Below are 23,664 nucleotides of genomic sequence, written 5' to 3'. Positions count from 1 at the left end.
AATATTATGGATTTAAAAGAAATTCAGAATCTAATTAAATTCGTGGCCAAGTCCGGAGCCAGTGAGGTTAAACTGGAAATGGATGACGTAAAGATCACTATTAAAACAGGATCTGAAGACAGGGAAACCACGATCGTACAACAGGTTCCTATGGGAGGAATGCAGGCGCAACCACCAATGCACCAGCAACAGCAACAACCTGCACCTGCAGCACAACCGGAAACCCCGGCCTCAGGAGGGGAAACTGCACCTGCTCAGGAAGACTCGAAATATATCACTGTAAAATCGCCCATCATTGGTACCTTCTACAGAAAACCTTCACCAGATAAAGGTCCTTTCGTAGAGATAGGGGATTCCATTAAGGAAGGTGACGTACTTTGTGTGATCGAAGCCATGAAGCTTTTCAACGAGATTGAGAGTGAGGTTTCAGGAAAGATCGTAAAAGTACTGGTAGATGATTCTTCTCCTGTAGAGTTTGATCAGCCTTTATTCATCGTAGATCCATCTTAATAAAATACCCATCTGCTGTAAGTATTTGTACCCTGCAGCCAAAACTATACAGGTATGTTTAAAAAAATATTAATTGCCAACAGGGGAGAGATCGCCTTGCGCGTTATTCGCACCTGTAAGGAAATGGGCATAAAGACAGTCGCTGTGTATTCTACAGCCGACGCTGAAAGTCTGCACGTACGCTTTGCTGATGAAGCAGTGTGTATTGGCCCCCCTCCCAGCAACCTTTCTTACCTTAAAATATCAAATATCATTGCAGCTGCAGAGATCACCAATGCAGATGCTATTCATCCCGGTTACGGTTTCCTGGCAGAAAATGCTAAGTTTTCCAAGATCTGTGCTGAACACGACATCAAGTTCATTGGTGCCAGTCCTGATATGATCGACAAAATGGGAGATAAGGCAACTGCCAAGGCTACCATGAAAGAAGCAGGAGTGCCTTGTGTTCCGGGGTCTGAAGGTATCCTTGAATCTTATGAGGAAGCAGAAAGAATAGCGGTAGACATGGGCTTCCCTGTAATGCTGAAGGCAACCGCCGGGGGTGGAGGAAAAGGAATGCGTGCCGTTTGGAAAAAGGAAAACCTTCGCGCTGCCTGGGATTCTGCCCGTCAGGAAGCAGCTGCTGCCTTCGGGAACGATGGTATGTACATGGAGAAGCTTATCGAAGAGCCGCGCCATATCGAGATCCAGATAGTGGGAGACAGCTCAGGAAAAGCATGTCACCTTTCAGAAAGGGACTGCTCTGTGCAACGTCGTCACCAAAAATTAACTGAAGAAACCCCATCTCCTTTTATGACCGATAAACTTCGGAAACAAATGGGAGACGCTGCCGTTAAAGCAGCCGAATACATAAAATACGAAGGTGCCGGAACCGTAGAATTCCTTGTAGACAAACACAGGAATTTCTATTTCATGGAAATGAATACCCGTATCCAGGTGGAGCACCCAATTACCGAGCAGGTTATTGACTACGACCTTATCAGGGAACAAATCCTGGTAGCTGCAGGAATTCCAATTTCAGGAAAGAACTATTTCCCGCAGTTGCATTCTATAGAGTGCCGAATCAATGCCGAAGATCCCTACAACGACTTCAGGCCGTCGCCTGGAAAGATCACCAACCTTCATGCTCCGGGAGGACATGGGGTGCGTATAGACACCCACGTGTACAGCGGATATGTGATTCCGCCTAACTATGATTCCATGATCGCTAAGTTGATCACCACGGCTCAAACCCGTGAGGAAGCCATTAGTAAAATGAAGCGGGCACTTGACGAATTCGTGATAGAAGGGGTCAAAACCACCATTCCATTCCACAGGCAGTTGATGGAAGAACCCGATTATGTAGCGGGTAATTACACTACCAAGTTCATGGAAGATTTCAAAATGAAACCTATCGAACAATAAGATCCAAGCGACTACTAAAGGCCCCTTTTAAGGGGCTTTTTTGTTGCTTCAAATAATTATATATTCCGAATGTTTCATCCCATGGAGTTATCTTCAGTATTTCTTCTTAATAACTATGAGAAATACGCAAGGATTATTTAATTTTCCCTCCTAAACGCCTGTAGAGATGAAATTTTTGACCCCACTCCTGATTTTTCTATTCATGACCACGGCGGCAACTGCCCAGGGAATTACCGGTGATTGGTATGGCATCCTCAATGTACAAGGGATGGAACTAAAGGTCGCTTTTCACATTTCTGAAACTGAGGAGGGATATACGGCCACTATGGATAGTCCGCAGCAAAATGCTTTCGGAATTCCAATTTCTGATACCCAATTTAAAGAAAATGTTCTTCAGCTAAAAGCACCGCAGTTAGGGCTGCAATATCAAGGAACGTTGAAGGATACATTGGTTTCCGGGATTTTCTCACAGGGGGGCATGCAGTTGCCCCTTGAACTTTCGAAGGAGAAATGGGAAGAGAAGAAGATCGTCAGGCCCCAGGAACCAAAAAAACCATATCCCTACCTGGAAGAAGAGGTGATCTTCCATAATATGAAAGATTCTGTAAGCCTTTCCGGAACCTTAACACTTCCGAAGCAGGAAGGAAAATATCCGGCAGTGATCCTTATCAGCGGCAGTGGCCCACAAGATAGAAATGAAGCCATCCTCAATCATAAACCCTTTCTGGTCATAGCAGACCATTTGACTCGTAACGGGATCGCTGTGCTTAGGTATGATGACCGGGGGGTAGCAAAGTCAACCGGCGATTTTTCAAGTGCTACCAGTGAGGATTTTGCTGAAGATGTGAAGGCGGGCATAGAATACCTTAAATCAAGAAAAGAAATTGACCATGATGATATAGGTTTGGTTGGCCATAGTGAAGGCGGTCTTATTGCACCAATTGTAGCTGCAGAGAATGAAGATGTTTCCTTTCTGGTGCTTCTGGCAGGTCCCGGCTTAAGAGGGGATAAGGTGCTTTTATTGCAGCAGGAATTGATCTATACAGAAAGCGGGGAAAGTGAAGAGAAGATCAGGGAAACGATCGCGACTTCGCAGGGTGCTTTCGATATTATACGCAACTCCCCTCCCCAGGAGCTCGAGGCAAACTTCAGGGAATACCTTGAACAACAAATGGATAAAGAGATCATAACTGATTTTCCTGAAGGTATGGATAAAGAGAAAATTCTGGAAAAGCAGGTGGAGAGTTTACTTACACCCTGGTTCAGGTTTTTTATTACCCATGATCCTGCTGAAACTCTACAAAAGGTAAAGGTTCCTGTGCTGGCCATCAATGGAGAAAATGACCTGCAGGTTGCTTCAAAGGAAAATCTGGAGGCCATAGAACGGGCGCTGACGAAAGGCGGAAACCAAAAGGTGACGATCAAAGAATATCCGGGGCTCAACCACTTGTTCCAGGAAAGTGAAACCGGTTCACCCAAGGAATACGCAGGTATTGAACAAACCATTTCTCCTGAAGTTTTGGAAGATATTACTATCTGGATCCTGAAAGTAAGCGGGGAATAAATCAAATTAACCACCAAAACAGCTTCTCATGAATTTTTCCTTTTGGGAATATGATTCCTGGTTTTCTTATATAGATTTCACGGTCGTTGGCAGTGGGATCACCGGTCTTAACTGTGCTTTGAACCTAAGGCAGCAGTACCCCAATGCCAGGATCCTGGTCGTGGAACGAGGACTGCTTCCCTATGGGGCCAGTACCAGGAATGCCGGTTTTGCCTGCTTCGGAAGCCTTAGTGAGATCCTTGATGATCTGAATACTCATACTGAAGATGAGGTGGTAGAGCTCATAAAGAAACGGGTCAGTGGTCTCGAATTGCTGCGGAAGAATCTCGGGGATGAAAATATTGGTTACGAAGCCCACGGTGGTTATGAACTGTTCACAGCTGAGGATAAGGAACTATTTGAAAATTGCGCCTCAAAAATGCCCGAAATTAACCGGCTTTTAAAACCTGTTTTTGGTGAAAATATCTTCACCATTGAAGATAACAACCATGGTTTCAAAAATATAAACCCACGCCTGGTTTACAATAAATATGAAGGACAGCTGGATACCGGCAGGATGATGACAAGCCTGCTTCATAAAGTGCAGGCGGCAGGAGTGAAGGTACTCAATAACCTTCCCGTTAAGAGTTTTGAAGGAGGACCTGCTTCCGTGGAAGTAGTGACTGAGAACTTCAGCTTCAAAACCCGTAAATTATTCATTGCAACTAACGGCTTTGCCTCGCAGTTGGGTCTTTCAGAAGTTAGACCGGCAAGGGCACAGGTTTTGATCACCAAACCCATCAAAAACCTTAATTTGAAAGGTACTTTTCATCTGGACAGGGGGTATTATTATTTCCGAAACGTGAGAGACCGCATTCTTTTTGGAGGGGGAAGAAATCTTGATCTTAAAGGGGAAGAGACAACAGAAATGGTCCAGACAGCCCTTATCCAGAACCGACTTGAAGAACTTCTGAAGAACACCATCCTGCCTGGGAAAGCTTTCGAAATAGAAAGGCGGTGGAGCGGGGTAATGGGCGTGGGAGACAAGAAAAAACCCGTGGTAAAACAAGTCTCTGAAAATGTATTTTGCGGGGTGCGCCTTGGTGGAATGGGAGTTGCCATTGGTAGCCTGGTAGGCAAGGAGCTGGCAGAATTAATTAAATAAATTAAATGAAAAGATTTTTTCGATTTCTACTCAAAGTTATAGCCGGTTTATTCCTGCTGAGTATTTTCTTCGTGGTGCTGTTCAAATGGGTGCCGGTGCCTTTTACACCGCTAATGGCTATAAGGTATTTTGAAAATCCGGCAGAAGATATTCACCATGAATGGGTGCCCCGGGAAAAGATCTCCCCTAATCTTCAAATGGCGGTCATTGCCAGCGAAGACCAGAATTTCATCAATCATAGTGGCTTTGATTACCAGGCCATCCAAAAGGCCATTGAAGAAAATAAGACCCGAAAACGTGCCCGGGGTGCAAGTACTATATCGCAGCAAACCGCAAAAAATGTTTTTCTTTGGCCGCAAAGCACCTGGTTCAGGAAAGGTCTGGAGGTATATTTTACTTTCATGATCGAACTGGTGTGGAGCAAGGAACGTATTCTGGAAGTCTACCTTAACAGCATCGAGATGGGCAAAGGCATTTATGGCGCAGAGGCTGCTGCACAGGCCTGGTTTGGGAAAAGCGCAGCAGATCTTACTGCCTCTGAAGCTGCAGCCATTGCAGCAATTCTTCCCAATCCCCGGAGGTATAATGCCAACCCTGCCAGTAATTTTATCCAGCAACGGAAGAATTGGATCGTACGACAGATGTACAATATTGAATCCATTACCTTTTAAAACCATGGAAAGTGCCTTAAAACAGAAGCTGGTAACCGCCTGCAGTAAGTATGTAGAGGAAAGGATTAGCAGGGTCGATTTGGCCGTTAAGGACCTAGAGGCTGCCCTGAAACTGGAAACCAAATGTTCCATGGGGGACAAATATGAAACAGGAAGGGCAATGCTTCATCTTGAGTTTGAAAAGCTTGCGGGACAACATGAGGAGCTTAGAAAACTCCGTAAAACCTTGAGCATGATCCACCCGGCACAGACTGCGCAACAAGCAGGTTTTGGTGCGATTATAAAAACGAATGCAGGGAGTTATTTTATCTCCATCCCTGCAGGTGAACTTATGGTTGAGAAGGAAAAATATTATGCCGTAGGAACAAATGCGCCTATTGCGCGTGCCCTCTCAGGCAAAAAGGAAGGTGAAGCTGTAACATTTAACGGGAAGGAGCTACTTATAGGGCAAATAATTTGAGCCCCTTTAAAATGATTAAAAAATTACTTCTCCTGTTTTTTCTGAGTCTTGGTTCAATTGCCTATTCCCAGGTTGATTTTGGCATAAAGGCCGGGCTGAATATTGCCCGGGCAGATTATAATATCCGGGATGCTAATCCTGAAGGCAGACCGGGCCTTTTCTTTGGATCTGTCGTTGATTTCTATCTTTCTGAAAGGTTTTCTTTGCAGCCTGAGTTGAGTTACTCCCGTGAAGGAATAAGGGATGGCAGCATAGATTTTCTGAACATCCCCGTTGCCCTGAAATGGTATTTTGCCGAAGGTATTCATCTGAATGCCGGCCCCCAACTTGGGATTGTAGTCGATGCCGAAGGCGGAACCACCGGTCTTAATAACCTTAACTTTTCAGGTCTTGTGGGACTGGGTTACGAAACACCCGGAGGTTTTATGTTTGATACCCGGTTTGTTCAGGGAATCACCAGTATCATTGACAAAGACTTCCGTATAGATTCCGGAATGGGATATATGATAAGTGGTATTAAAGCCTGGACCCAAACCCTGCAGTTCTCAATAGGTTACAAATTCTAACAATTTGATTTACCTAAGTCGTTTCTGAAGCAGTTTTTCCGAAATTTCCAGGTGTACAGTACTCTCCCGGGGTAATTTTATACTGGTTTCCAGGAAAACCCTTATATCGCCCGGTAGGGCTACCTCTGTAAGGAAATGACTGCCTTTGAAAAAGGTATTTTTCACGATTGCTTTATAACCTTCCTCTGTGGTCAACCTGATCTCATGTGGATACAACACTATTTTTTTCCTTTTGGTTTGCTTCGGAAGGAAAATTTCTGCCGGTAATTCGTTTATCTCCCCGAAAAGAGAACCCACATAGGCATTTTTAGGATCCTGGTACAGCTCCTCAGGACTTCCTTTTGCAATGATTCTTCCGGCTTTCATTACCAGGGTAGAATCTGCAAAAGACAGGGCATCTGTACTGTCATGGGTCGCCACCATTACCGTGATATTGTTCTTTTTTAAATGGGAAAAAAGGTTCCTTCGCAGCCTATTCTTCCTGAAATGATCAATATGGCTGAAAGGTTCATCAAGCAACAAAACTTCGGGAGGTTTCGCCAGGACACGAGCCAGGGCAACCCTTTGTTGTTGGCCGCCACTCAGATGTTTGGCCTTTACACGACCGAATTCTTTCATTTCTACAAGCTCCAGAAGTTCGTTCACCCGCTGCTGTTTCTTTCGGGGATACATATTGGACAAAAATTTTCCCACATTATCAGCTGCGCTAAGAGAGGGCATAAGGTCAAAATCCTGTGTAAGGTACTTCATGAAATCTTCGCCGGGAACGATATTGAAGTTGGGTCCCAGGAGTTGTTTGTCCTCCCAGAAAATCTTCCCATCCACGTGATGGAGTCCGTATATTGATTGGAGAAGTGTACTTTTTCCGCAGCCACTCGCCCCAATGACCGATACATTTTCACCCCTGTCAATATTAAAGCTGAGATTCTTTAAAAAGGGTTTATTCGTATACCCGAAGGAGAGGTTCCTGACCCGTAACATACGTAGGTGATTTTCTCCTACAAAATTACGCTTTTGCAAAATGAAAAAGCCTTCCGAAGAAGGCTTTTTAGCAATAAGATCTGAAGTTTTTTAAACGCTACTTAACCGGAGTCGGAAGTTCCTTAAACCCCATGTTGTAAAGCGTGAATCCAAAGATGTCTGCATACTGCTCAATGGTCTTGCTCACCGGAGTACCGGCACCGTGACCTGCGTTAGTTTCAATGCGAATAAGAACGGGAGCTTCACCTGCATGCTTTTCCTGTAATTCTGCCGCAAACTTAAAAGAATGGGCAGGTACAACCCGGTCATCATGGTCACCGGTAGTGATCATGGTAGCAGGATAAGATACTCCTTTCTTCACATTATGTACGGGAGAATATCCCTTAAGATACCTGAACATTTCTTCACTTTCTTCAGAAGTTCCGTAGTCATAGGCCCAACCCGCACCGGCAGTGAAGGTATGGTAACGTAACATATCAAGTACACCAACTGCAGGAAGTGCAACCTTTACAAGGTCTGGTCTTTGGGTCATGGTTGCTCCCACAAGCAATCCTCCGTTAGATCCACCTCTTATGGCGAGGTAATCGCTGGAAGTATAGTTGTTGTCAATTAGATATTCGGCTGCTGCGATGAAATCGTCAAAAACGTTTTGTTTCTGAAGTTTAGTTCCGGCATCATGCCAGCTTCTCCCGTATTCACCCCCTCCACGAAGGTTGGGAACCGCATAGATACCTCCCTGTTCCATCCAAACCGCATTTGCGATACTGAAAGAAGGGGTGAGACTGATGTTGAAACCACCGTAACCGTAAAGGATAGTAGGGTTTTTTCCGTTTCTTTCAAGTCCTTTTTTATAGGTAATGATCATTGGGATTTTTGTTCCGTCCTTTGAAGTATAGAACACCTGTTCGCTGGTGAAATCATCTGGATTGAAGTCAATATCAGGTTTGTTGTACAGTTCTGAAGTACCCGCCTCGATATCATACTTGTAGATACTTCCCGGGGTCACGTAATTGGTAAAGCTGTAATACAATACCTTTTCCTCTTTCTTGGCATTGAATCCGCCCGCTGAACCTACTCCGGGTAATTCGACCTCTCTTACCAGGTTACCCTCATAATCGTATTGTTTTACGTTAGAAACGGCGTCCTGCATATACTCTGTGAAGAAATATCCACCGGCAGTAGAAGGGCTGAGCACATTCTCTGTCTCGGGGATGAAATCTTCCCAGTGTTCGGGGGTGGGGTGAGAAGCGTCAACGGTTACGATCCTTCTGTTGGGAGCTTCTAGGTTGGTAACGATATAAAGTTTACTGCCCATATTCTCGATCACGTAACTGTCTGTTTCTTCATTACCAATTACCGTCACCAGTTCAGGGTTTTCTTCGGAAAGGTCCATCATGAACATTTTTCCGCCGGAAGTAGAATTCCTTGCAGAGATGAAGAGGTATTTATTATCCTCTGTCACACTACCGCCTACATAACGGTGCTTTTGATCTTCGGTTCCACCAAAGATCAATTTATCGTTCTCCTGGCTGGTACCCAGTTTGTGGTAATACAGTTTATGCTGATCTGTTTTTGCTGAAAGTTCGCTCCCTTCAGGTTTGTCGTAGCTGGAGTAGTAGAAGCCTTCATTTCCTTTCCAGGAAACCCCGCTGAATTTTACATTTTTCAGGGTATCTTCTTTAATTTCCCTGGTCTCGGCATCCATTACGATGATCTTTCTCCAGTCGCTACCGCCTTCAGAAATACTGTAGGCCAGGATTTTTCCGTCCTCGGAGAAATTCATTCCTCCCAGGGAAGTAGTTCCATCCTCACTGAATTTGTTTGGATCAAGAAAAACTTCAGCGGCATCGTTCTCGCTTTTTTTGCGATAGATCACATATTGGTCCTGGAGTCCGTCATTTTTGGCAAAATAGATGTAATCTCCTTCCTTGAAAGGAGCGCCTATCTTTTCATAGTTCCATAGTTCAGAAAGACGGTTTTTAAGGTTCTCTCTAAAAGGGATCTGGTCGAGATATCCGAAAGTGACCTTGTTCTGGGCTTCTACCCAGGCTTCGGTTTCAGGACTACGATCATCCTCCAGCCATCTGTAAGGGTCTTTTACCTCTGTTCCGAAGTAAGTGGAAACGGTGTCGACTTTTTTAGTCTCTGGATAATTCAATACAATTTTAGTTTCAGTTTGTTCGGGTTCTTGTTCCTGGATAACAGGAGTTTCCTGTTTGGTCGTTCCGCAGGAGAGGAGTAAACCCGCTGCAAAAACGCTCATTATAACTTTTTTCATCTTTTAAAATATTTGGAAAGTCTAAAGTAATTAATTTCCTTCAATTCTGCCTGCACCCAAAAAATTATAAGGCCCTCCAGGTTAACCGGAAGGCCTTAAAATTATGTCTGGAATATCCTTTTTAAAGACTAGACTAATTGAATGGCAACCAGGTATTCTGCGATCTGTATGGCGTTGGTGGCAGCTCCTTTCCGTAGGTTATCTGCAACGATCCAAAGGTTGAGTGAATTTGGCTGCGAAAGGTCCCTGCGTATCCTGCCCACGAACACATCATCTTTACCTTCGGCATAGATAGGCATAGGGTAGGTGTTTACATCAAGGTTGTCCTGCACTGTGATCCCCGGAAATTCTTTCAGGTCACGCCGCACCTCGTTCACCTCAAAGTCCTTTTCAAAAGTGATGTTCACCGACTCACTGTGACCTCCCACTACAGGGATCCTGATTGCGGTAGCGGTAACCGCAACAGTATCATCCTGAAGGATCTTTTTGGTCTCATTGGTAAGCTTCATTTCTTCCTTGGTGTATCCATTCTCTTCAAAAACATCACACTGTGGTATGGCATTGCGGTGAATAGGGTATGGATAGGCCATTTCCCCCTGTTCTCCTTTATATTCATTCTCCAGTTGCTGCACAGCCTTGACACCTGTCCCGGTAATGGACTGGTAAGTGGAAACCACTACTCTTTTAATGGTGTATTTTTTATGAAGCGGAGCCAGAGCCATTACCAGTTGAATGGTGGAGCAATTAGGGTTTGCAATGATCTTGTCTTCTTTAGTCAATTCTGAAGCATTGATCTCGGGAACGATAAGTTTGTGCTTCGGATTCATTCTCCATGCAGAAGAATTGTCGATCACTGTGGTGCCGGCGGCTGCAAATTTTGGAGCCCATTCCAGGGAAGTTTCGCCACCTGCCGAAAATAAAGCGAGATCCGGTTTTTGATTTACGGCTTCTTCCAGACCTATTACTTCAACTTCTTTCCCGCGGAAATTGATTTTTGAACCTATCGATCTTTCTGAAGCGACCGGAAGTAATTCAGTGACCGGGAAATCCCTTTCTGCAAGCACTTTTAACATAACCTGACCCACCATCCCGGTGGCGCCTATTACTGCTACTTTCATATTAATGTGTTCTTTATTTTATCCTCTTTTTCTTCCGAAGAAAGAAGAGGGAAATATTATCTCTCTGTTTGGCGGCAAAGATATTGCACTCCTGATTATTAAAAGAATCCTGAGGCCATAAAAAGCTAAAAAACAAATTTTTATAACCACTTTTCACAAATAGTTAAATATGAAAGTTGTTTCAAAAAAGAACCACGCTTTACGGGCGTGGTTTAGGGTTTTAAATATATGCAGTGTAGCGGTTACTACGAGCTTTCTTCTACTTACGTAAATATAATTCTTTAAAATGATTTGCACGGTCCCCGTTGTAAACAATTTTCCAGATGTCTCTTTTGGGGATCAGTCCTTTTTGGTACAACCTGGAGCCATCAAGCCATGTCCGGTAAACAAATACATAGGCAAACAACAGAGCCAGGGCTACTTCGGGGATCATTAATTTCCATGTTACTGCCAGAAGGACGGCAGGGGTGAAAATTGCAAAAAGGTGAAGGATGAGGTTTTTCATTGTTCTCCTAAGTTATAACTGGCAATCCCCATTCTTTAGATCTTCCAGGCTGGGATTATAAAGATTATTTCTGGCAATGAAATACATAGCCGGATTATCAGCCTGCATTAAATTCAGAATTCCGCAGAAATTGTTTAATGAATCATTGGAATCAATTCTTACATCTAAAGAGGAAGACAAATTTTCCAATGAATTAATATTGATCAAATTAATATTATTTAAAATAAGGAGCTGGGTAACTCCCTCTAAACTTTCCAAACCATTCAGATTCGTTAAAGAAAAATTGTCGTAGAGAAAAAATTGATTCCCAATTGTAGTTAATTTTTTTAGACTTCCCAAACCTTCCAGGGAATCATTATTTACTATCCTTAAAGATTCCGAAATTTCCTGTAAATTTTCCAGCCCCGATAAAGATCTTAGAGCTGGGTTATTTTCAATTTCTAAAAATTCCAGACTTTCAATTTGCTCCAGACCTTCTAATGTTTTCAGGCTTTGATTGTCTTTAATAATTATTCCGTTCACCTCTTTTAATTTCTGAAGTTTTTTTAAATCATCAGTGTCATAGGTATCTACTATGACAAGATTCCCGGTGATGGTCTCATATGATCGTATTTGAGGATCATCTAAATCTGCACTCGATTGAATCCTTAGATCTCCTTCCAAATGAGTGGAAAAAGTTTCAGGCTCCTCCTTTTCACAGGAAATCAGACTAAAAACCATAATAACATAAACAATTAACCTATTCATTTTATCTATTTAAATTAGGACCCAGAGGTTCTCTGGGTATTGGTTTTAAAAATATTTTCTTCCATTTCCTCCCGAAACACCTGTACCCCACTCAGTGGTAGCAATACCACCTCCCGAAAATTAAATTTCATGACCTCGTGAGAAGAGTGGGAATATGGTGAAGGATCAGGTTTTTCAACTATTCTTCTTTCTCAGTTCGTCCCTGATCTCGGTAAGCAATTCCTCCTGAGAAGGCCCTTTGGGTTCTGTTACCTTTGGGGCTTCTTTTTTAGTTTTAGTACGTTCATATGCTCTAAGTACAAGAAAGATGAAAAAAGCGACGATCACGAAATAAATGACGGCCTGTATCACATTGCCATAGGTAATGACAGCGGCTTCAACTTCCCGGGCTGCTTCAAGCGATTCATAATTGTTCCCGTCCAGGGAAATGAATTGTGCAGAGAAATCTACCCCTCCGGTCATCACCCCTATGACTGGCATAATGATATCTTCTACGGCAGAAGAAACGATCTTGTTAAATGCTGCGCCTATAACTACTGCAGTAGCAAGGGCAATGATATCCCCTTTCAGGAGGAAAGCCTTGAAATCTTTTAAAAACGGCATTGGATTAAAGATTGGTTGGTTCCTTAAATGTAGGAATTATTTTTCAACTATAACACGCTTAACCCTTTGGGAAATGCCGGTAATGAGTTCATAGGAAATAGTATTCCCTTTTTCTGCAAAAGCGGTTGCATGTTGAGGTCCCCCAAAGATGATCACTTCATCCCCTTCTTCACATTCAATTCCTGTAATGTCTATCATGAGCATATCCATGCAGACATTTCCAATGATGGGAGCATAATTCCCGTTCACAATTACCCCGGCCCGGCCGTTGCCGTACTGCCTGTTGATCCCGTCTGCGTGACCAATGGGCAAGGTAGCTGTCTTTGTGGGTTTAGAAGCAATAAAGGCACGGTTATAGCCCACAGAATCGCCTTTTTGGAGCTCATGGATCTGGGAAATGATGGTTTTAAGTGTCCCGATAGGTTGTAGTCTCTGGTCTTCCTGCTGTTCATTTCCGAAGCCGTACAAACCAATTCCGGTTCGCACCATATCAAAAGCAGCTTCGGGATAGTTGAGGATCCCTGAGGTATTACAAATATGGAGAAGGGGTCGGTATCCCAACGCATCCACCAATTGGGAGGCGATCCTTTTAAAGGTATAGATCTGTTCCAAAGTAAATTCCCTTTCTTTCCAGTCCTCACTTGCAGCCAGATGAGAAAAAAAGGATGCTGCTTTTACCGCATCTGTGCCGGTAAGGAGTTCCTTCAGGGTCCCGGTTTCTTTTTCTGAAAAGCCCAGTCGGTTAAGTCCGGTATTGAACTTGATATGAACGGGATAATGTTTTTGTTTGAGTTTTTTGGCGGTAGCGATGAACTCCTTTAGCACAAATTCGCTGTAAAGGCTTGGTTCCAGACAGTTGTTTATGATCTCCTCAAAATTATAGGACTGTGGGTGTAGCACCATAATGGGCAGCTCGATCCCGGCTTTTCGGAGGGAAACCCCTTCAGAGGTATAAGCTACAGCCAGATAATCTACTCCAAGACCGGTAAGTTTTTTTGCAATTGCCACCACATCACTTCCGTAGCCAAAAGCTTTTACCACAGCCATCATTTTAACGGTCTGGTCTACTTTAGACCGTAAATAGCGGTAATTATGTTCAAGGGCATTCAGATCTATCTCAAGTACGGTCTCCCTGGCTTTCGGCATGTTCACTTCTTTTGTTGTCGTTCACTTCTTCAGGGTCGTGTACCTCAAAGTTCTTCAATTTTTCCTGTAAGCGGGCTTTATAATATGCGGCACGGCTTAGAGGTTCATATTCCTGGGTCTCCCCCAGCATCACCAGGTCTTCATTGGCCGTTTTTCTATAACTGTATTGAGCCAGATTACCGGTGCGGGTGCATACAGCGTGTACTTTGGTGACATATTCTGCAGTAGCCATAAGATTGGGCATAGGCCCAAAAGGATTGCCTTTAAAATCCATGTCCAGCCCTGCCACGATCACCCTTATCCCTTTGTTGGCAAGGTCATTACACACTGAAACGATCTCATCATCAAAGAACTGGGCCTCATCGATCCCTACCACATCGCAGTCATCTGCCAGCAAACGAATGTTTGCTGCAGCCGGAACCGGGGTAGATCTTATTTCATTGGAATCATGTGACACTACCATTTCTTCATTGTAACGGGTGTCTATTGCCGGTTTAAAGATCTCCACTTTTTGTTTGGCAAATTTTGCGCGCTTGAGCCTGCGAATCAGCTCTTCTGTCTTCCCCGAGAACATTGAACCGCATATTACTTCAATCCACCCAAATTGCTCCTTGTGATTTACTGTATTTTCGAGAAACATTTTGTATTTTTCAAGTCCAAAAAACGAACTTCGCTTTTTTATAAAGGTGATACAAATTTATTAAAAATACAACCGTATTTAATTCATAAGGAGGAAAGTTATGAAGAAGCAATTGCAAGAGGAACTGGTAACTTTAGCCGAAAAAATAATTTCCAGGAGTAAACGCGAGGATATCTCTACAGCTCATTTGAAGGAACTTACCAGGCAGCTTTACGAGAAATTGACGGTGCTTGATTTCACCCAATCCAACCTTTTTGCTTCTGAAGAGAAGAAGGAAGAGAAAGCTGAAATTGTAAAGACCTCACAGGAAGTTAAGGCTCCTGCCAAAAAGAAAGAGGAAACTTCCGGAGTTGTAAAAACGGCCCAATCGGTTAAGGCTCCTTCTGAACAGGAGGAGGACTTATTCACTGCTTCAGATGAGGAATATGCCCCCTCGGGCCTTGAATTTAATGACTCTGAAGCCATCACCGAACCTAATACCGAAAAGATAAAGGATATTGTGGCCCAGATGCCCGCCGAAACCCAGGACCTGGATGATCTTTTTGAAAGCATCCAACCCAGGAAATACCAAAAGAACGATATGGAAGACATTGGCGGGGTACACTACGATAACCTGCCAAAGTTTGAACCGGTAGGCACGGGGCAATCGCCGTCTGAAAAACCAAGGTCACTTAACGAACGCCTTAAAAAAGGGATCAATATTGGGGTGAACGACAGGCACGCGTTCGTAAGGCATCTTTTTGATGGTAGCACAACAGATTATAACCGTGTTCTGTCACAGTTGAATACCATAAAATCCAAAGAGGAAGCCCTTAACTTTGTTGCCAATATGGTGAAACCCGATTATAACAACTGGGAAGGCAAAGAGGATTACGAGACCCGTTTCCTTACCATCATTGAAAGCAGATTTGAATAAGCGGGAAAAGGTAAATTATGTCTAAACTTTTTCTGGTACCTACTCCTATAGGAAATCTGGAGGATATTACACTGAGAGCCCTCAGGGTACTCAAGGAAGTTGATCTTATTCTCGCCGAAGATACCCGTACCAGCGGGAAACTTCTCAAGCATTATGACATCAATACCCCCATGCAGAGCCATCATATGCACAACGAGCATAAGACCGTGGAGAACGTGGTAAGACAAATACAAAACGGGAAAACCGTTGCCCTTATAAGTGATGCCGGTACCCCGGCAATAAGTGACCCCGGATTCTTGTTAACCCGTGCCTGTGTGGAGGCAGGAATAGAAGTTGATTGCCTGCCGGGAGCCACAGCCTTTGTACCGGCTTTGGTAAACAGCGGCCTGCCCAATGATAAATTTGTTTTTGAAGGTTTTCTACCTGTTAAGAAAGGTCGCCAGACACGGCTACAGGTTCTGGCCGAAGAGACCCGCACCATCATTCTCTATGAATCCCCGCATAAACTCCTGAAGACCCTATCACAATTTGTGGAATATTTTGGGGCAGAGAGACCGGTATCGGTTTCCCGTGAGATCACCAAACTGCATGAGGAGACCATACGAGGCACTGCTGAGGAAGTATTAAAGCATTACGAGCAAAAGCCACCTAAAGGGGAAATTGTGGTTATTGTAGGAGGAAGGAAATAAATCAATTAGTCACTTTAATAGTGAAGGTGGTGATCGTTTCCGAATAGATATTTGCTCCGTCTGAATCAGCTCTTTTTATCTCTACAAGATCGGCGCCAGTATATCCTTCTTCAGGTTTATAAACGTAACAGACACCCTGATCCCGATGCTGGATCTCACTAACAGTAAAATGTTCTGCCTGAGTTGTGATGCTGAATCTGCCTTCAACAGGCCTGGCGCTGGCAAGAAAAAATTCCATGGTCTCAGTATTTGAAATAGAAACTACTTCCCCAGAGTCTGCAGATTATTGCAAGCATAGAAAAAAACTGCAATTGCTATTAAGCTTAATCTTCTCATTCTGAAATAATTTGACACTAATTTATAAAAAAATAAGAAGCTTGTGAAAAATTCATTTTAGCACATCTTACAGAAAGAATTTTCTTCATTTCTTACCTTTTTGAGAACATTGTAAGAACGTATAAATTGAAACAATCTGTACTTTTGAAAAAAATAATACATGCGCTGGACCCTTAAACCTAAACCTGACCCGGAGACGGTAATTCGACTAACCAAAGAACTGGGGGTGGGTAAACCTATAGCATCACTGTTGGTTCAGCGGGGAATAAATACCTATGAGGAAGCAAGGAAATTCTTCAGGCCTTCGCTTGAGGACCTTCACGACCCTTTCCTGATGAAGGATATGGAACCGGCTGTTATGCGAATACTGCAGGCAATTTCAAACGGCGAAAATATCATGGTTTACGGAGATTATGATGTTGACGGGACAACCAGCGTCGCCCTCGTTTCTTCTTATCTAAAAAGTTTCTATCCAAATGTAGCAACGTATATACCAGACCGTTACGACGAAGGATATGGGGTTTCATATAAGGGAATTGATTTCGCGGCAGATAACGATATTTCGCTCATTATTGCTCTCGACTGCGGAATTAAGGCAATCGAAAAGGTGGCGTATGCTTCAGAGAAGAAAATTGATTTCATTATATGTGACCATCACCGCCCCGGAAAGCAGATCCCTGATGCTGTTGCGGTCCTTGATCCAAAAAGGGAAGATTGTGAGTACCCCTATAAAGAATTATGTGGCTGCGGGGTTGGATTCAAGCTTCTACAGGCTCTGAATGAAAAACGGGGGGAGCCTTTTGAACTTCTTATCCCTTACCTTGATCTTGTGGCCACAGCCATTGGAGCAGACATCGTGCCGATTACCGGGGAAAACAGGATCCTGGCTTACCACGGATTAAATGTTATAAATACCGCCCCGCGGGCAGGTTTTCAGGCCATCCTGGAACAGGTGAAAAAGCAGCAGCTCACCATAACAGATGTTGTTTTCATCATTGCCCCGCGTATCAATGCGGCCGGACGAATGAAACACGGGCTGCACGCTGTGAACCTGCTTACCGAACAAGATGAAGACCGGGCCGGGATCTTTGCCGCCGAAATTGAAACTTATAATCAGCACCGCCGGGAAACAGATAAGACAATTACCGTGGAGGCACTTGCGCAAATTGACGAGCTAAAGGAGCAGGAACGACTCACAACTGTAGTTTACCGCGACAACTGGCATAAAGGAGTGATAGGGATCGTCGCCTCAAGACTTACCGAAACCTATTACCGGCCAACGCTGGTTTTTACTCGTAGCGGTGATAGACTGGCGGCATCAGCAAGATCTGTGAAAGGCTTTGATGTATATGATGCACTTGAAAGCTGCAGTGAATACATAGAACAATTTGGAGGACATAAATATGCTGCCGGGCTAACTATGCTGTCTGAACAGTATGAAAATTTTAAAAGGAAGTTTGAAGAAGTAGTTGCTGCAAGCATTGACAGGAACCTTTTGATCCCTGAAATAGCTATAGATGCAGAGCTTGACCTGAAGGAGATTACCCCGAAATTCTATCGCATCCTCAAACAGTTCGCTCCTTTTGGCCCGGGCAATATGAGTCCGGTATTTATGACGCGTGGTCTAAAAGACACCGGTTTTGCAAAATGCGTAGGAGCAGATGCTTCTCACCTTAAATGCAGGTTGAAACAGGGAACATCTCCTGTAAGTTTCGATGGGATTGGCTTCGGAATTGGTGAAAAATGCGAATTATTGACTGATGGAGCAAAAGTAAAAGCGGTTTATGCTATAGAAGAAAATGAGTTCAACGGGAATATAAGTATCCAATTGAAAATAAAGGATATAAATCCCGATTGATACGGGGGTAATTTTTCACCTTTTAGCTAATATCTGTTTTCTATTTCTTACACTAAAATTTTGCTGAGGTTCTTCAACTAATTTCCCTGTAGTTTATCTAAAAAAGTTTTTGATAATCAGGGGTTTACATATCTTAGCAGAGCCATAACATAAGTAGGTTAAGTTCATGGTAGATTTGGGGCAAAAAAAGGTGGATCTTTCCACCTTTTTTTATTTTAATACTTCCCGGTTCAGCAAAAAAACTGCCGGAAAATTTCTTCCCGGCAGTGTCCAACTTAATTAACTAACTAATTATTTTTGCTGGGCATATCTTCTTGATACCTCTTCCCAGTTGATCACATTGAAGAAGGCATCGATATAGGCGGGACGCTGATTTTGATATTTAAGATAATAAGCATGTTCCCATACGTCCATTCCAAGGATGGGAGTTCCTCCACAACCTATCCCGGGCATTAAGGGATTATCCTGGTTTGCAGTTGAGCAGATCTCAAGATTTCCACCTTCCTTCACGCATAACCATGCCCATCCGGAACCAAATTGACCTGCCCCGGCTTTTGAAAATTCTTCCTTGAAGGCGTCAAATGAACCGTAGGTCTTTTCAATAGCTGCTGCCAGATCACCTTCCGGTTTTCCGCCACCATCAGGAGACATAATCTCCCAGTAAAGATTGTGATTGTAGTAACCACCTCCGTTATTACGCACCGCCTTGTTTTCCATGTCGAGATTATTTAAAATATTCTCGATGGTCTTCCCTTCATGGTCTGTTCCTTCGATAGCAGCATTCAATTTGCTGGTATAGCCGGCATGGTGTTTGTCGTGGTGGATCTCCATTGTTCTGGCGTCAATGTGAGGCTCCAGTGCATCAAATGCATATTTTAATTTTGGTAACTCAAAAGCCATAATTATTTCTGTTTTAATTGTTATTAATCTGATCAACCCCAAATTTAAGAATTAGGGATTTTAAACCGAATTATAAAACGTTATAATATCCTTAAAGCTTTGGCAGTTTTAGTATTTTTTATCATTGATTAATTAATAAAACCAGAAGTCATTGAAAATTAAGTAATTTCCAAGTTCCGGGGATTTGGATCTCAGGATTCTGAAATGCATTTTATACTTTAGTAAAAAAATTTTTGAAAGCACCCAATTCATTCACTATTTACAATGCTTCAGCAGGCTCAGGGAAGACCTTTACCCTGGTAAAAGAATACCTGGTCTTACTGTTAACATCAGGACAGCGTGACAGTTACAGGAACATTCTCGCGATAACCTTTACCAATAAGGCCGTTGCAGAAATGAAAAGCAGGATCATCGAAAGTCTTTTTTCCCTATCGGCGGCAGAGAGAAGTTCCGGCGGGGAGAACCTTATTAAACTTCTGTGTGAAGAGACCGGACTATCTTCCGAAGAAATTGGGAAAAGAAGCTATCAACTTCTCAAAAGTATTATTAATAATTATGCCGCATTTGAGGTTTCAACCATTGACGGCTTTACCCACCGGGTTCTGCGTACCTTCGCAAGAGATCTGGACCTGCCGCTTAATTTTGAGGTGGAACTCAATACCGAAGAAGTATTGAGTGAGGCTGTTGACAGGCTGGTAAGCAAGGCAGGAGAGGATTCTGCCCTCACCCGTATTCTGGTTAATTTTGTTTTAGGAAAGACCGATGATGATAAAAGCTGGGATATCTCCCGGGATCTTTTAAAAATTGCTCGACTCCTTACCCAGGAAACCAGCAGGGATTTCCTTGAGGTGTTGAAAACCAAGAGTATTTCAGATTTTGAAAAGCTTCGGAAGACGATCAAACAACAGCAAAAGGATTTGCAACTCGCTATAAATGATCTGGCTAATTCCTTTTTTGAACTGTTGAGTAATAATGCGGTTGAGATGACAGATTTTAGCGGCGGATATTGCCCTAAATTTTTTCTGAAGCTTCAAAAAGGGGATCTTAACGTAAATTTTACTGCTACGTGGCAATTGAATCTTGCCGAAAAGCCACTTTACGCCAATAAGTTGTCAGATGGAAAAAAGGAGATCCTGGATGAAATCCAGCCTCAGATAGTTGAAATTTATAAAAAGGCCCAAAGTAGGATCACTACCTTACAACTACTGGAGGCGGTAGAAAAAAACCTGGTGCCAATTTCCTTGCTCAGTGCTATTCAGCAAGAGATCGAGGCTATCAAAAAAGAAAATGCGGTGGTATTGATCTCTGAGTTCAATGCAACTATTGGTAAAGCTGTCAAAGATCAGCCGGCTCCTTTTATTTATGAACGTCTGGGAGAACGTTACCGGCACTATTTCATTGATGAATTCCAGGACACTTCCCAGTTGCAATGGGAGAACCTTATTCCGCTGGTTGACCATACTCTTACTATGGAGCATACTCTTAACCAGCATGGGAGCCTTACCCTGGTAGGAGATGCCAAACAATCAATCTACAGATGGCGGGGCGGGAAGGCCGAGCAATTCATGGAGTTGTGCGGTGACAAGAACCCGTTTAGCCTGGAACACAAAAAAGTGGTGGTGCTGCCAAAGAATTACAGGAGTGCAAAAAACATTGTAAAGTTCAATAATGAGTTCTTTAATTTTTCTGCGGCATGTTTTGAGAAAGGGGAGCATCGGGACCTTTTTACGGCAAGCGCACAGGAACCAGTGAGTTCACAGGAAGGTTACCTGAATATATCCTTCGTGGAAGCAGAGAATGCCGAGGCAGAAATGGAAGCCTATCCGAAGCGGGTGCTTGAGATCCTGCAAGACCTGGAGGCAAGACAAGTGCCTAAAAGCAGCGTGTGCATTCTTACCAGGAGAAGAAAAGAAAGTATAGTTATCGCCAATTTCCTGAGTGAGCACGGGATCCCCGTTATTTCTGCGGAAAGTCTTTTACTATCAAGGTCTCCTGAAGTAATGTTCGTGAATGATATTCTTAATTTCAGTCTGGATACCCGTGACAGGGACCTGAAATCGAGGATTCTGGATTTCTTGCTGAAGCATTCCGTATCTGTGGAAAACGAATTTTTGTTCCTCATGAGCAAACTTAACATGGAGGGGCAGTCCTTCTTTGATGCACTGAAACCCTTTGATATCCATTTCTCACTGGATACCCTTGATTCCCTTTCAGTCTATGAAGGTGTGGAGTATATTATAAGGAGCTTTAAACTCGCCGGGAAAACCAATGCCTACCTGCAGTTTTACCTGGATTTTGTATATGAGACCGCACATTCTTCCGGAGCAGGAATTTTTGGATTTCTGGAACAATGGGAGCGCAAAAAAGACACCCTGAGCATAGTGGTGCCTAAAGGCGAGGCTGCTGTACAGATCCTGACCATACATAAAGCAAAAGGTCTCGAATTTCCTGTGGTGATATACCCTTTTGCCAACACTCAAATAAAGGATACGGCAAGGGAATCAGTGTGGATGAACCTTCCGGAGAAGCTGGGGAATGAAATTGGCATAGCTTATTTAGGAGCTTCAGAAAAAATGAAGAACTGGGGTGATGACGCCTGCAGACTGTATGAGGAGCTTTGTTTTAACAGTCAGCTGGATGCCCTGAATGTGCTTTATGTAGCGCTCACCCGGCCAGAACAACAGCTGTATGTGATCTCGAAAATGGAGATCGATAGGAAAGGCAATGAGAATCTCAATAAGTTCTCGGGTCTGTTCATTTCTTATCTCCGGGAAATTGGGAAGTGGGATGGAGGCCTTGAATATGAATTCGGCAAACCTGATGAAGAAATTGTCGGGGAGAAAGAACCGTGCAGATCTGTAAAGCAGGAGTTCTTTTATTCGTCGCCTACAGAAAGTAATGGACTATCAATTGTCACCAGAGCAGGAATGTTATGGGATTCCCGCCAGGAAGCTGCCATTGAAAAAGGTAAACTCATTCATGATCTTTTCGCACGTATCAATTCTGAAAAAGACATTGACAGGGTACTGCTCAATGCCAGGGAAGAAGGGATTTTTATTGATCAGGATGAAGGAGAGGTGAAGAACACCATCTTTCAGGTGGTGCATCATCCGCAACTGAAGGAGTATTATTCTGAAAGCAGCCAGAATTATAATGAAAGGGATATAGTTACCGGAAGAGGTGAGATCCTGCGGCCGGACAGGCTGAATTTTTCAGGAAAATTGGTGAGTATCATTGACTATAAAACAGGCGCAGAAGACCATAAGCACCGTTATCAGATAAATTCATATGCTGAGGTCCTGGAGGAAATGGGATACCAAATTGATAAAAAACTGCTGGTCTACTTAAATGAAGGGGCTGCGGTGACTGTTGTTTAAAAAGAAATGTAATTTTGTAAAAAATAATCATATGTACGGAGGTTTAAAGGACTACTTAAAGGACGAATTAGAACAGATAAAGGAAGAAGGTCTGTTCAAAAAAGAAAGGATCATTACCTCTCCCCAGGGAGCTGAAATCACCATTGAAGGTGGTAAACAAGTGATCAATTTTTGCGCAAACAATTACCTTGGTCTGTCTTCTCATCCTGAAGTTATCCAGGCTGCAAAAGATACCATGGACACCCACGGATTTGGAATGTCAAGTGTAAGGTTCATTTGCGGAACCCAGGATATACATAAAGAACTTGAAAAAAAGATCGCCGATTTCTATAAAACCGAGGACACCATTCTCTATGCAGCTGCTTTTGATGCCAACGGTGGTGTTTTTGAACCTTTGTTCTCAAAGGAGGATGCCATCATTTCAGATTCCCTGAACCACGCGTCTATTATAGACGGGGTGAGACTGTGTAAAGCTGCGAGGTACAGGTATGAAAACAGCAACATGGAAGATCTGGAGACTCAGCTGAAGCAGGCCAATGAAGATGGTGCCCGCTTTAAGATCGTGGTAACAGATGGGGTTTTCTCGATGGACGGATTGGTTGCACCTCTTGACAAAATTTGTGACCTGGCAGAGAAATATGACGCCCTGGTGATGATTGACGAGGCACATGCCGCAGGTTTTATAGGTGATCATGGTATTGGAACACTGGAGGAGAAAGGAGTACTGGACCGCATCGATATTATTACCGGAACCCTTGGAAAAGCCCTGGGAGGCGCCATGGGGGGATATACTACAGGAAAAAAGGAGATCATAGAAATGCTGCGCCAAAGATCACGGCCCTATCTTTTCTCGAACTCACTTGCCCCGGCAATTGTAGGAGCATCGATCAAAGTTTTTGATATGCTCTCGAAAGATGACTCCCTTCGGAATAAAGTAAAAGAAAATACAGCTTACTTCAAAAAAGGAATAGTGGATGCGGGATTTGATATTATTGACGGAGAGGCAGCCATTGTTCCTGTTATGTTGTATGATGCCAAATTATCTCAAACCATGGCAGACAAACTGCTGGAAGAAGGCATCTATGTAATTGGATTCTTTTACCCCGTAGTACCCAAAGGAAAAGCCAGGATAAGGGTTCAACTTTCGGCGGCACACACCCGGGAACACCTCGATAAAGCTATTTCAGCCTTTAAAAAGGTGGGTAATGAACTCAAAGTGATCTGATGTTCCCGACTCATGATATAAGCCTC

The 23,664-nt window shown here is 43.4% G+C and carries 22 protein-coding genes; 12 read left to right on the top strand and 10 right to left on the bottom strand.

Going from position 1 to position 23,664, the window contains the following annotated elements:
* The first annotated feature begins 6 nt into the window (after nt 1–6).
* The 7 genes from accB (at nt 7) to ACFSTG_RS05360 (ending at nt 6,319) form a co-directional block, all read left to right on the top strand.
* On the top strand, nt 7–510 hold the full coding sequence (gene accB / locus ACFSTG_RS05390; RefSeq protein WP_380749275.1) for an acetyl-CoA carboxylase biotin carboxyl carrier protein: 504 nt from the start codon (nt 7–9) through the stop codon (nt 508–510).
* A 54-nt stretch (nt 511–564) separates the two neighbouring features.
* The gene (gene accC, locus ACFSTG_RS05385; RefSeq protein WP_380749272.1) at nt 565–1,914 is read left to right on the top strand and encodes an acetyl-CoA carboxylase biotin carboxylase subunit; all 1,350 of its coding nucleotides are present in this window, start codon (nt 565–567) and stop codon (nt 1,912–1,914) included.
* Between the two features lie 166 nt (nt 1,915–2,080).
* On the top strand, nt 2,081–3,478 hold the full coding sequence (locus ACFSTG_RS05380; protein ID WP_380749269.1) for an alpha/beta hydrolase family protein: 1,398 nt from the start codon (nt 2,081–2,083) through the stop codon (nt 3,476–3,478).
* Between the two features lie 28 nt (nt 3,479–3,506).
* Nucleotides 3,507–4,622: an NAD(P)/FAD-dependent oxidoreductase gene (locus ACFSTG_RS05375; protein WP_380749266.1), complete on the top strand. Its 1,116-nt coding sequence runs from the start codon at nt 3,507–3,509 to the stop codon at nt 4,620–4,622.
* Nucleotides 4,623–4,627: 5 nt separating this feature from the next.
* Entirely contained in the window at nt 4,628–5,293 is a 666-nt protein-coding gene (gene mtgA, locus ACFSTG_RS05370; RefSeq protein ID WP_380749263.1) for a monofunctional biosynthetic peptidoglycan transglycosylase, read from the top strand.
* Between the two features lie 4 nt (nt 5,294–5,297).
* Complete coding sequence (locus ACFSTG_RS05365; protein WP_380749260.1) at nt 5,298–5,753, top strand: transcription elongation factor; 456 nt, start codon at nt 5,298–5,300, stop codon at nt 5,751–5,753.
* Between the two features lie 11 nt (nt 5,754–5,764).
* Nucleotides 5,765–6,319 (top strand): porin family protein, encoded by a 555-nt coding sequence (locus ACFSTG_RS05360; protein WP_380749257.1) that lies wholly within the window; start codon nt 5,765–5,767, stop codon nt 6,317–6,319.
* Nucleotides 6,320–6,328: 9 nt separating this feature from the next.
* Here ACFSTG_RS05360 and ACFSTG_RS05355 read toward each other — a convergent pair whose 3' ends face one another.
* The 8 genes from ACFSTG_RS05355 to ACFSTG_RS05320 form a co-directional block, all read right to left on the bottom strand.
* A complete protein-coding gene (locus ACFSTG_RS05355; RefSeq protein ID WP_380749254.1) occupies nt 6,329–7,300 on the bottom strand; it encodes an ABC transporter ATP-binding protein in 972 nt (323 codons plus the stop codon).
* A gap of 97 nt (nt 7,301–7,397) precedes the next feature.
* A complete protein-coding gene (locus tag ACFSTG_RS05350) occupies nt 7,398–9,578 on the bottom strand; it encodes a prolyl oligopeptidase family serine peptidase (protein WP_380749251.1) in 2,181 nt (726 codons plus the stop codon).
* A gap of 128 nt (nt 9,579–9,706) precedes the next feature.
* A complete protein-coding gene (locus ACFSTG_RS05345; protein WP_380749247.1) occupies nt 9,707–10,696 on the bottom strand; it encodes an aspartate-semialdehyde dehydrogenase in 990 nt (329 codons plus the stop codon).
* A 259-nt stretch (nt 10,697–10,955) separates the two neighbouring features.
* The gene (locus ACFSTG_RS05340; protein WP_380749244.1) at nt 10,956–11,201 is read right to left on the bottom strand and encodes a hypothetical protein; all 246 of its coding nucleotides are present in this window, start codon (nt 11,199–11,201) and stop codon (nt 10,956–10,958) included.
* A gap of 12 nt (nt 11,202–11,213) precedes the next feature.
* Complete coding sequence (locus ACFSTG_RS05335; protein WP_380749241.1) at nt 11,214–11,948, bottom strand: hypothetical protein; 735 nt, start codon at nt 11,946–11,948, stop codon at nt 11,214–11,216.
* Between the two features lie 174 nt (nt 11,949–12,122).
* Nucleotides 12,123–12,551, bottom strand: coding sequence for a large-conductance mechanosensitive channel protein MscL (gene mscL, locus ACFSTG_RS05330; RefSeq protein ID WP_380749238.1), 429 nt, complete (start codon nt 12,549–12,551; stop codon nt 12,123–12,125).
* A 36-nt stretch (nt 12,552–12,587) separates the two neighbouring features.
* Nucleotides 12,588–13,697: an alanine racemase gene (alr, locus tag ACFSTG_RS05325; RefSeq protein ID WP_380749235.1), complete on the bottom strand. Its 1,110-nt coding sequence runs from the start codon at nt 13,695–13,697 to the stop codon at nt 12,588–12,590.
* Nucleotides 13,669–14,337 carry a thymidine kinase gene (locus ACFSTG_RS05320; RefSeq protein ID WP_380749232.1) on the bottom strand — a complete coding sequence of 223 codons (669 nt, stop codon included), beginning with the start codon at nt 14,335–14,337 and terminating at the stop codon, nt 13,669–13,671. Before ACFSTG_RS05320 ends, alr begins: the two co-directional genes overlap by 29 nt.
* 100 nt (nt 14,338–14,437) lie before the next feature.
* Between ACFSTG_RS05320 and ACFSTG_RS05315 the strand changes: the two genes are divergently transcribed.
* Both ACFSTG_RS05315 and rsmI read left to right on the top strand, forming a co-directional pair.
* Nucleotides 14,438–15,253 carry a hypothetical protein gene (locus ACFSTG_RS05315; protein ID WP_380749229.1) on the top strand — a complete coding sequence of 272 codons (816 nt, stop codon included), beginning with the start codon at nt 14,438–14,440 and terminating at the stop codon, nt 15,251–15,253.
* A gap of 17 nt (nt 15,254–15,270) precedes the next feature.
* Nucleotides 15,271–15,942, top strand: coding sequence for a 16S rRNA (cytidine(1402)-2'-O)-methyltransferase (gene rsmI, locus ACFSTG_RS05310; RefSeq protein WP_380749226.1), 672 nt, complete (start codon nt 15,271–15,273; stop codon nt 15,940–15,942).
* A 1-nt stretch (nt 15,943) separates the two neighbouring features.
* Here rsmI and ACFSTG_RS05305 read toward each other — a convergent pair whose 3' ends face one another.
* The gene (locus tag ACFSTG_RS05305) at nt 15,944–16,180 is read right to left on the bottom strand and encodes a hypothetical protein (RefSeq protein WP_380749223.1); all 237 of its coding nucleotides are present in this window, start codon (nt 16,178–16,180) and stop codon (nt 15,944–15,946) included.
* A gap of 258 nt (nt 16,181–16,438) precedes the next feature.
* Here ACFSTG_RS05305 and recJ point away from each other — a divergent pair, with 258 nt between their 5' ends.
* Nucleotides 16,439–18,136 (top strand): single-stranded-DNA-specific exonuclease RecJ, encoded by a 1,698-nt coding sequence (gene recJ, locus ACFSTG_RS05300; RefSeq protein WP_380749220.1) that lies wholly within the window; start codon nt 16,439–16,441, stop codon nt 18,134–18,136.
* A gap of 291 nt (nt 18,137–18,427) precedes the next feature.
* On the opposite strand, the gene ACFSTG_RS05295 is transcribed toward recJ, so the two are convergent.
* Entirely contained in the window at nt 18,428–19,036 is a 609-nt protein-coding gene (locus ACFSTG_RS05295; RefSeq protein ID WP_380749217.1) for a superoxide dismutase, read from the bottom strand.
* A 233-nt stretch (nt 19,037–19,269) separates the two neighbouring features.
* Here ACFSTG_RS05295 and ACFSTG_RS05290 point away from each other — a divergent pair, with 233 nt between their 5' ends.
* Both ACFSTG_RS05290 and kbl read left to right on the top strand, forming a co-directional pair.
* The gene (locus tag ACFSTG_RS05290) at nt 19,270–22,413 is read left to right on the top strand and encodes a UvrD-helicase domain-containing protein (protein ID WP_380749214.1); all 3,144 of its coding nucleotides are present in this window, start codon (nt 19,270–19,272) and stop codon (nt 22,411–22,413) included.
* A gap of 31 nt (nt 22,414–22,444) precedes the next feature.
* The gene (gene kbl, locus ACFSTG_RS05285; protein ID WP_380749211.1) at nt 22,445–23,638 is read left to right on the top strand and encodes a glycine C-acetyltransferase; all 1,194 of its coding nucleotides are present in this window, start codon (nt 22,445–22,447) and stop codon (nt 23,636–23,638) included.
* Nucleotides 23,639–23,664: the final 26 nt, after the last annotated feature.

The sequence above is a fragment of the Salinimicrobium flavum genome (genome assembly GCF_042684505.1).
Lineage (GTDB): Bacteria > Bacteroidota > Bacteroidia > Flavobacteriales > Flavobacteriaceae > Salinimicrobium > Salinimicrobium flavum.
This window is presented reverse-complemented; position numbering and strand designations above follow the sequence as displayed.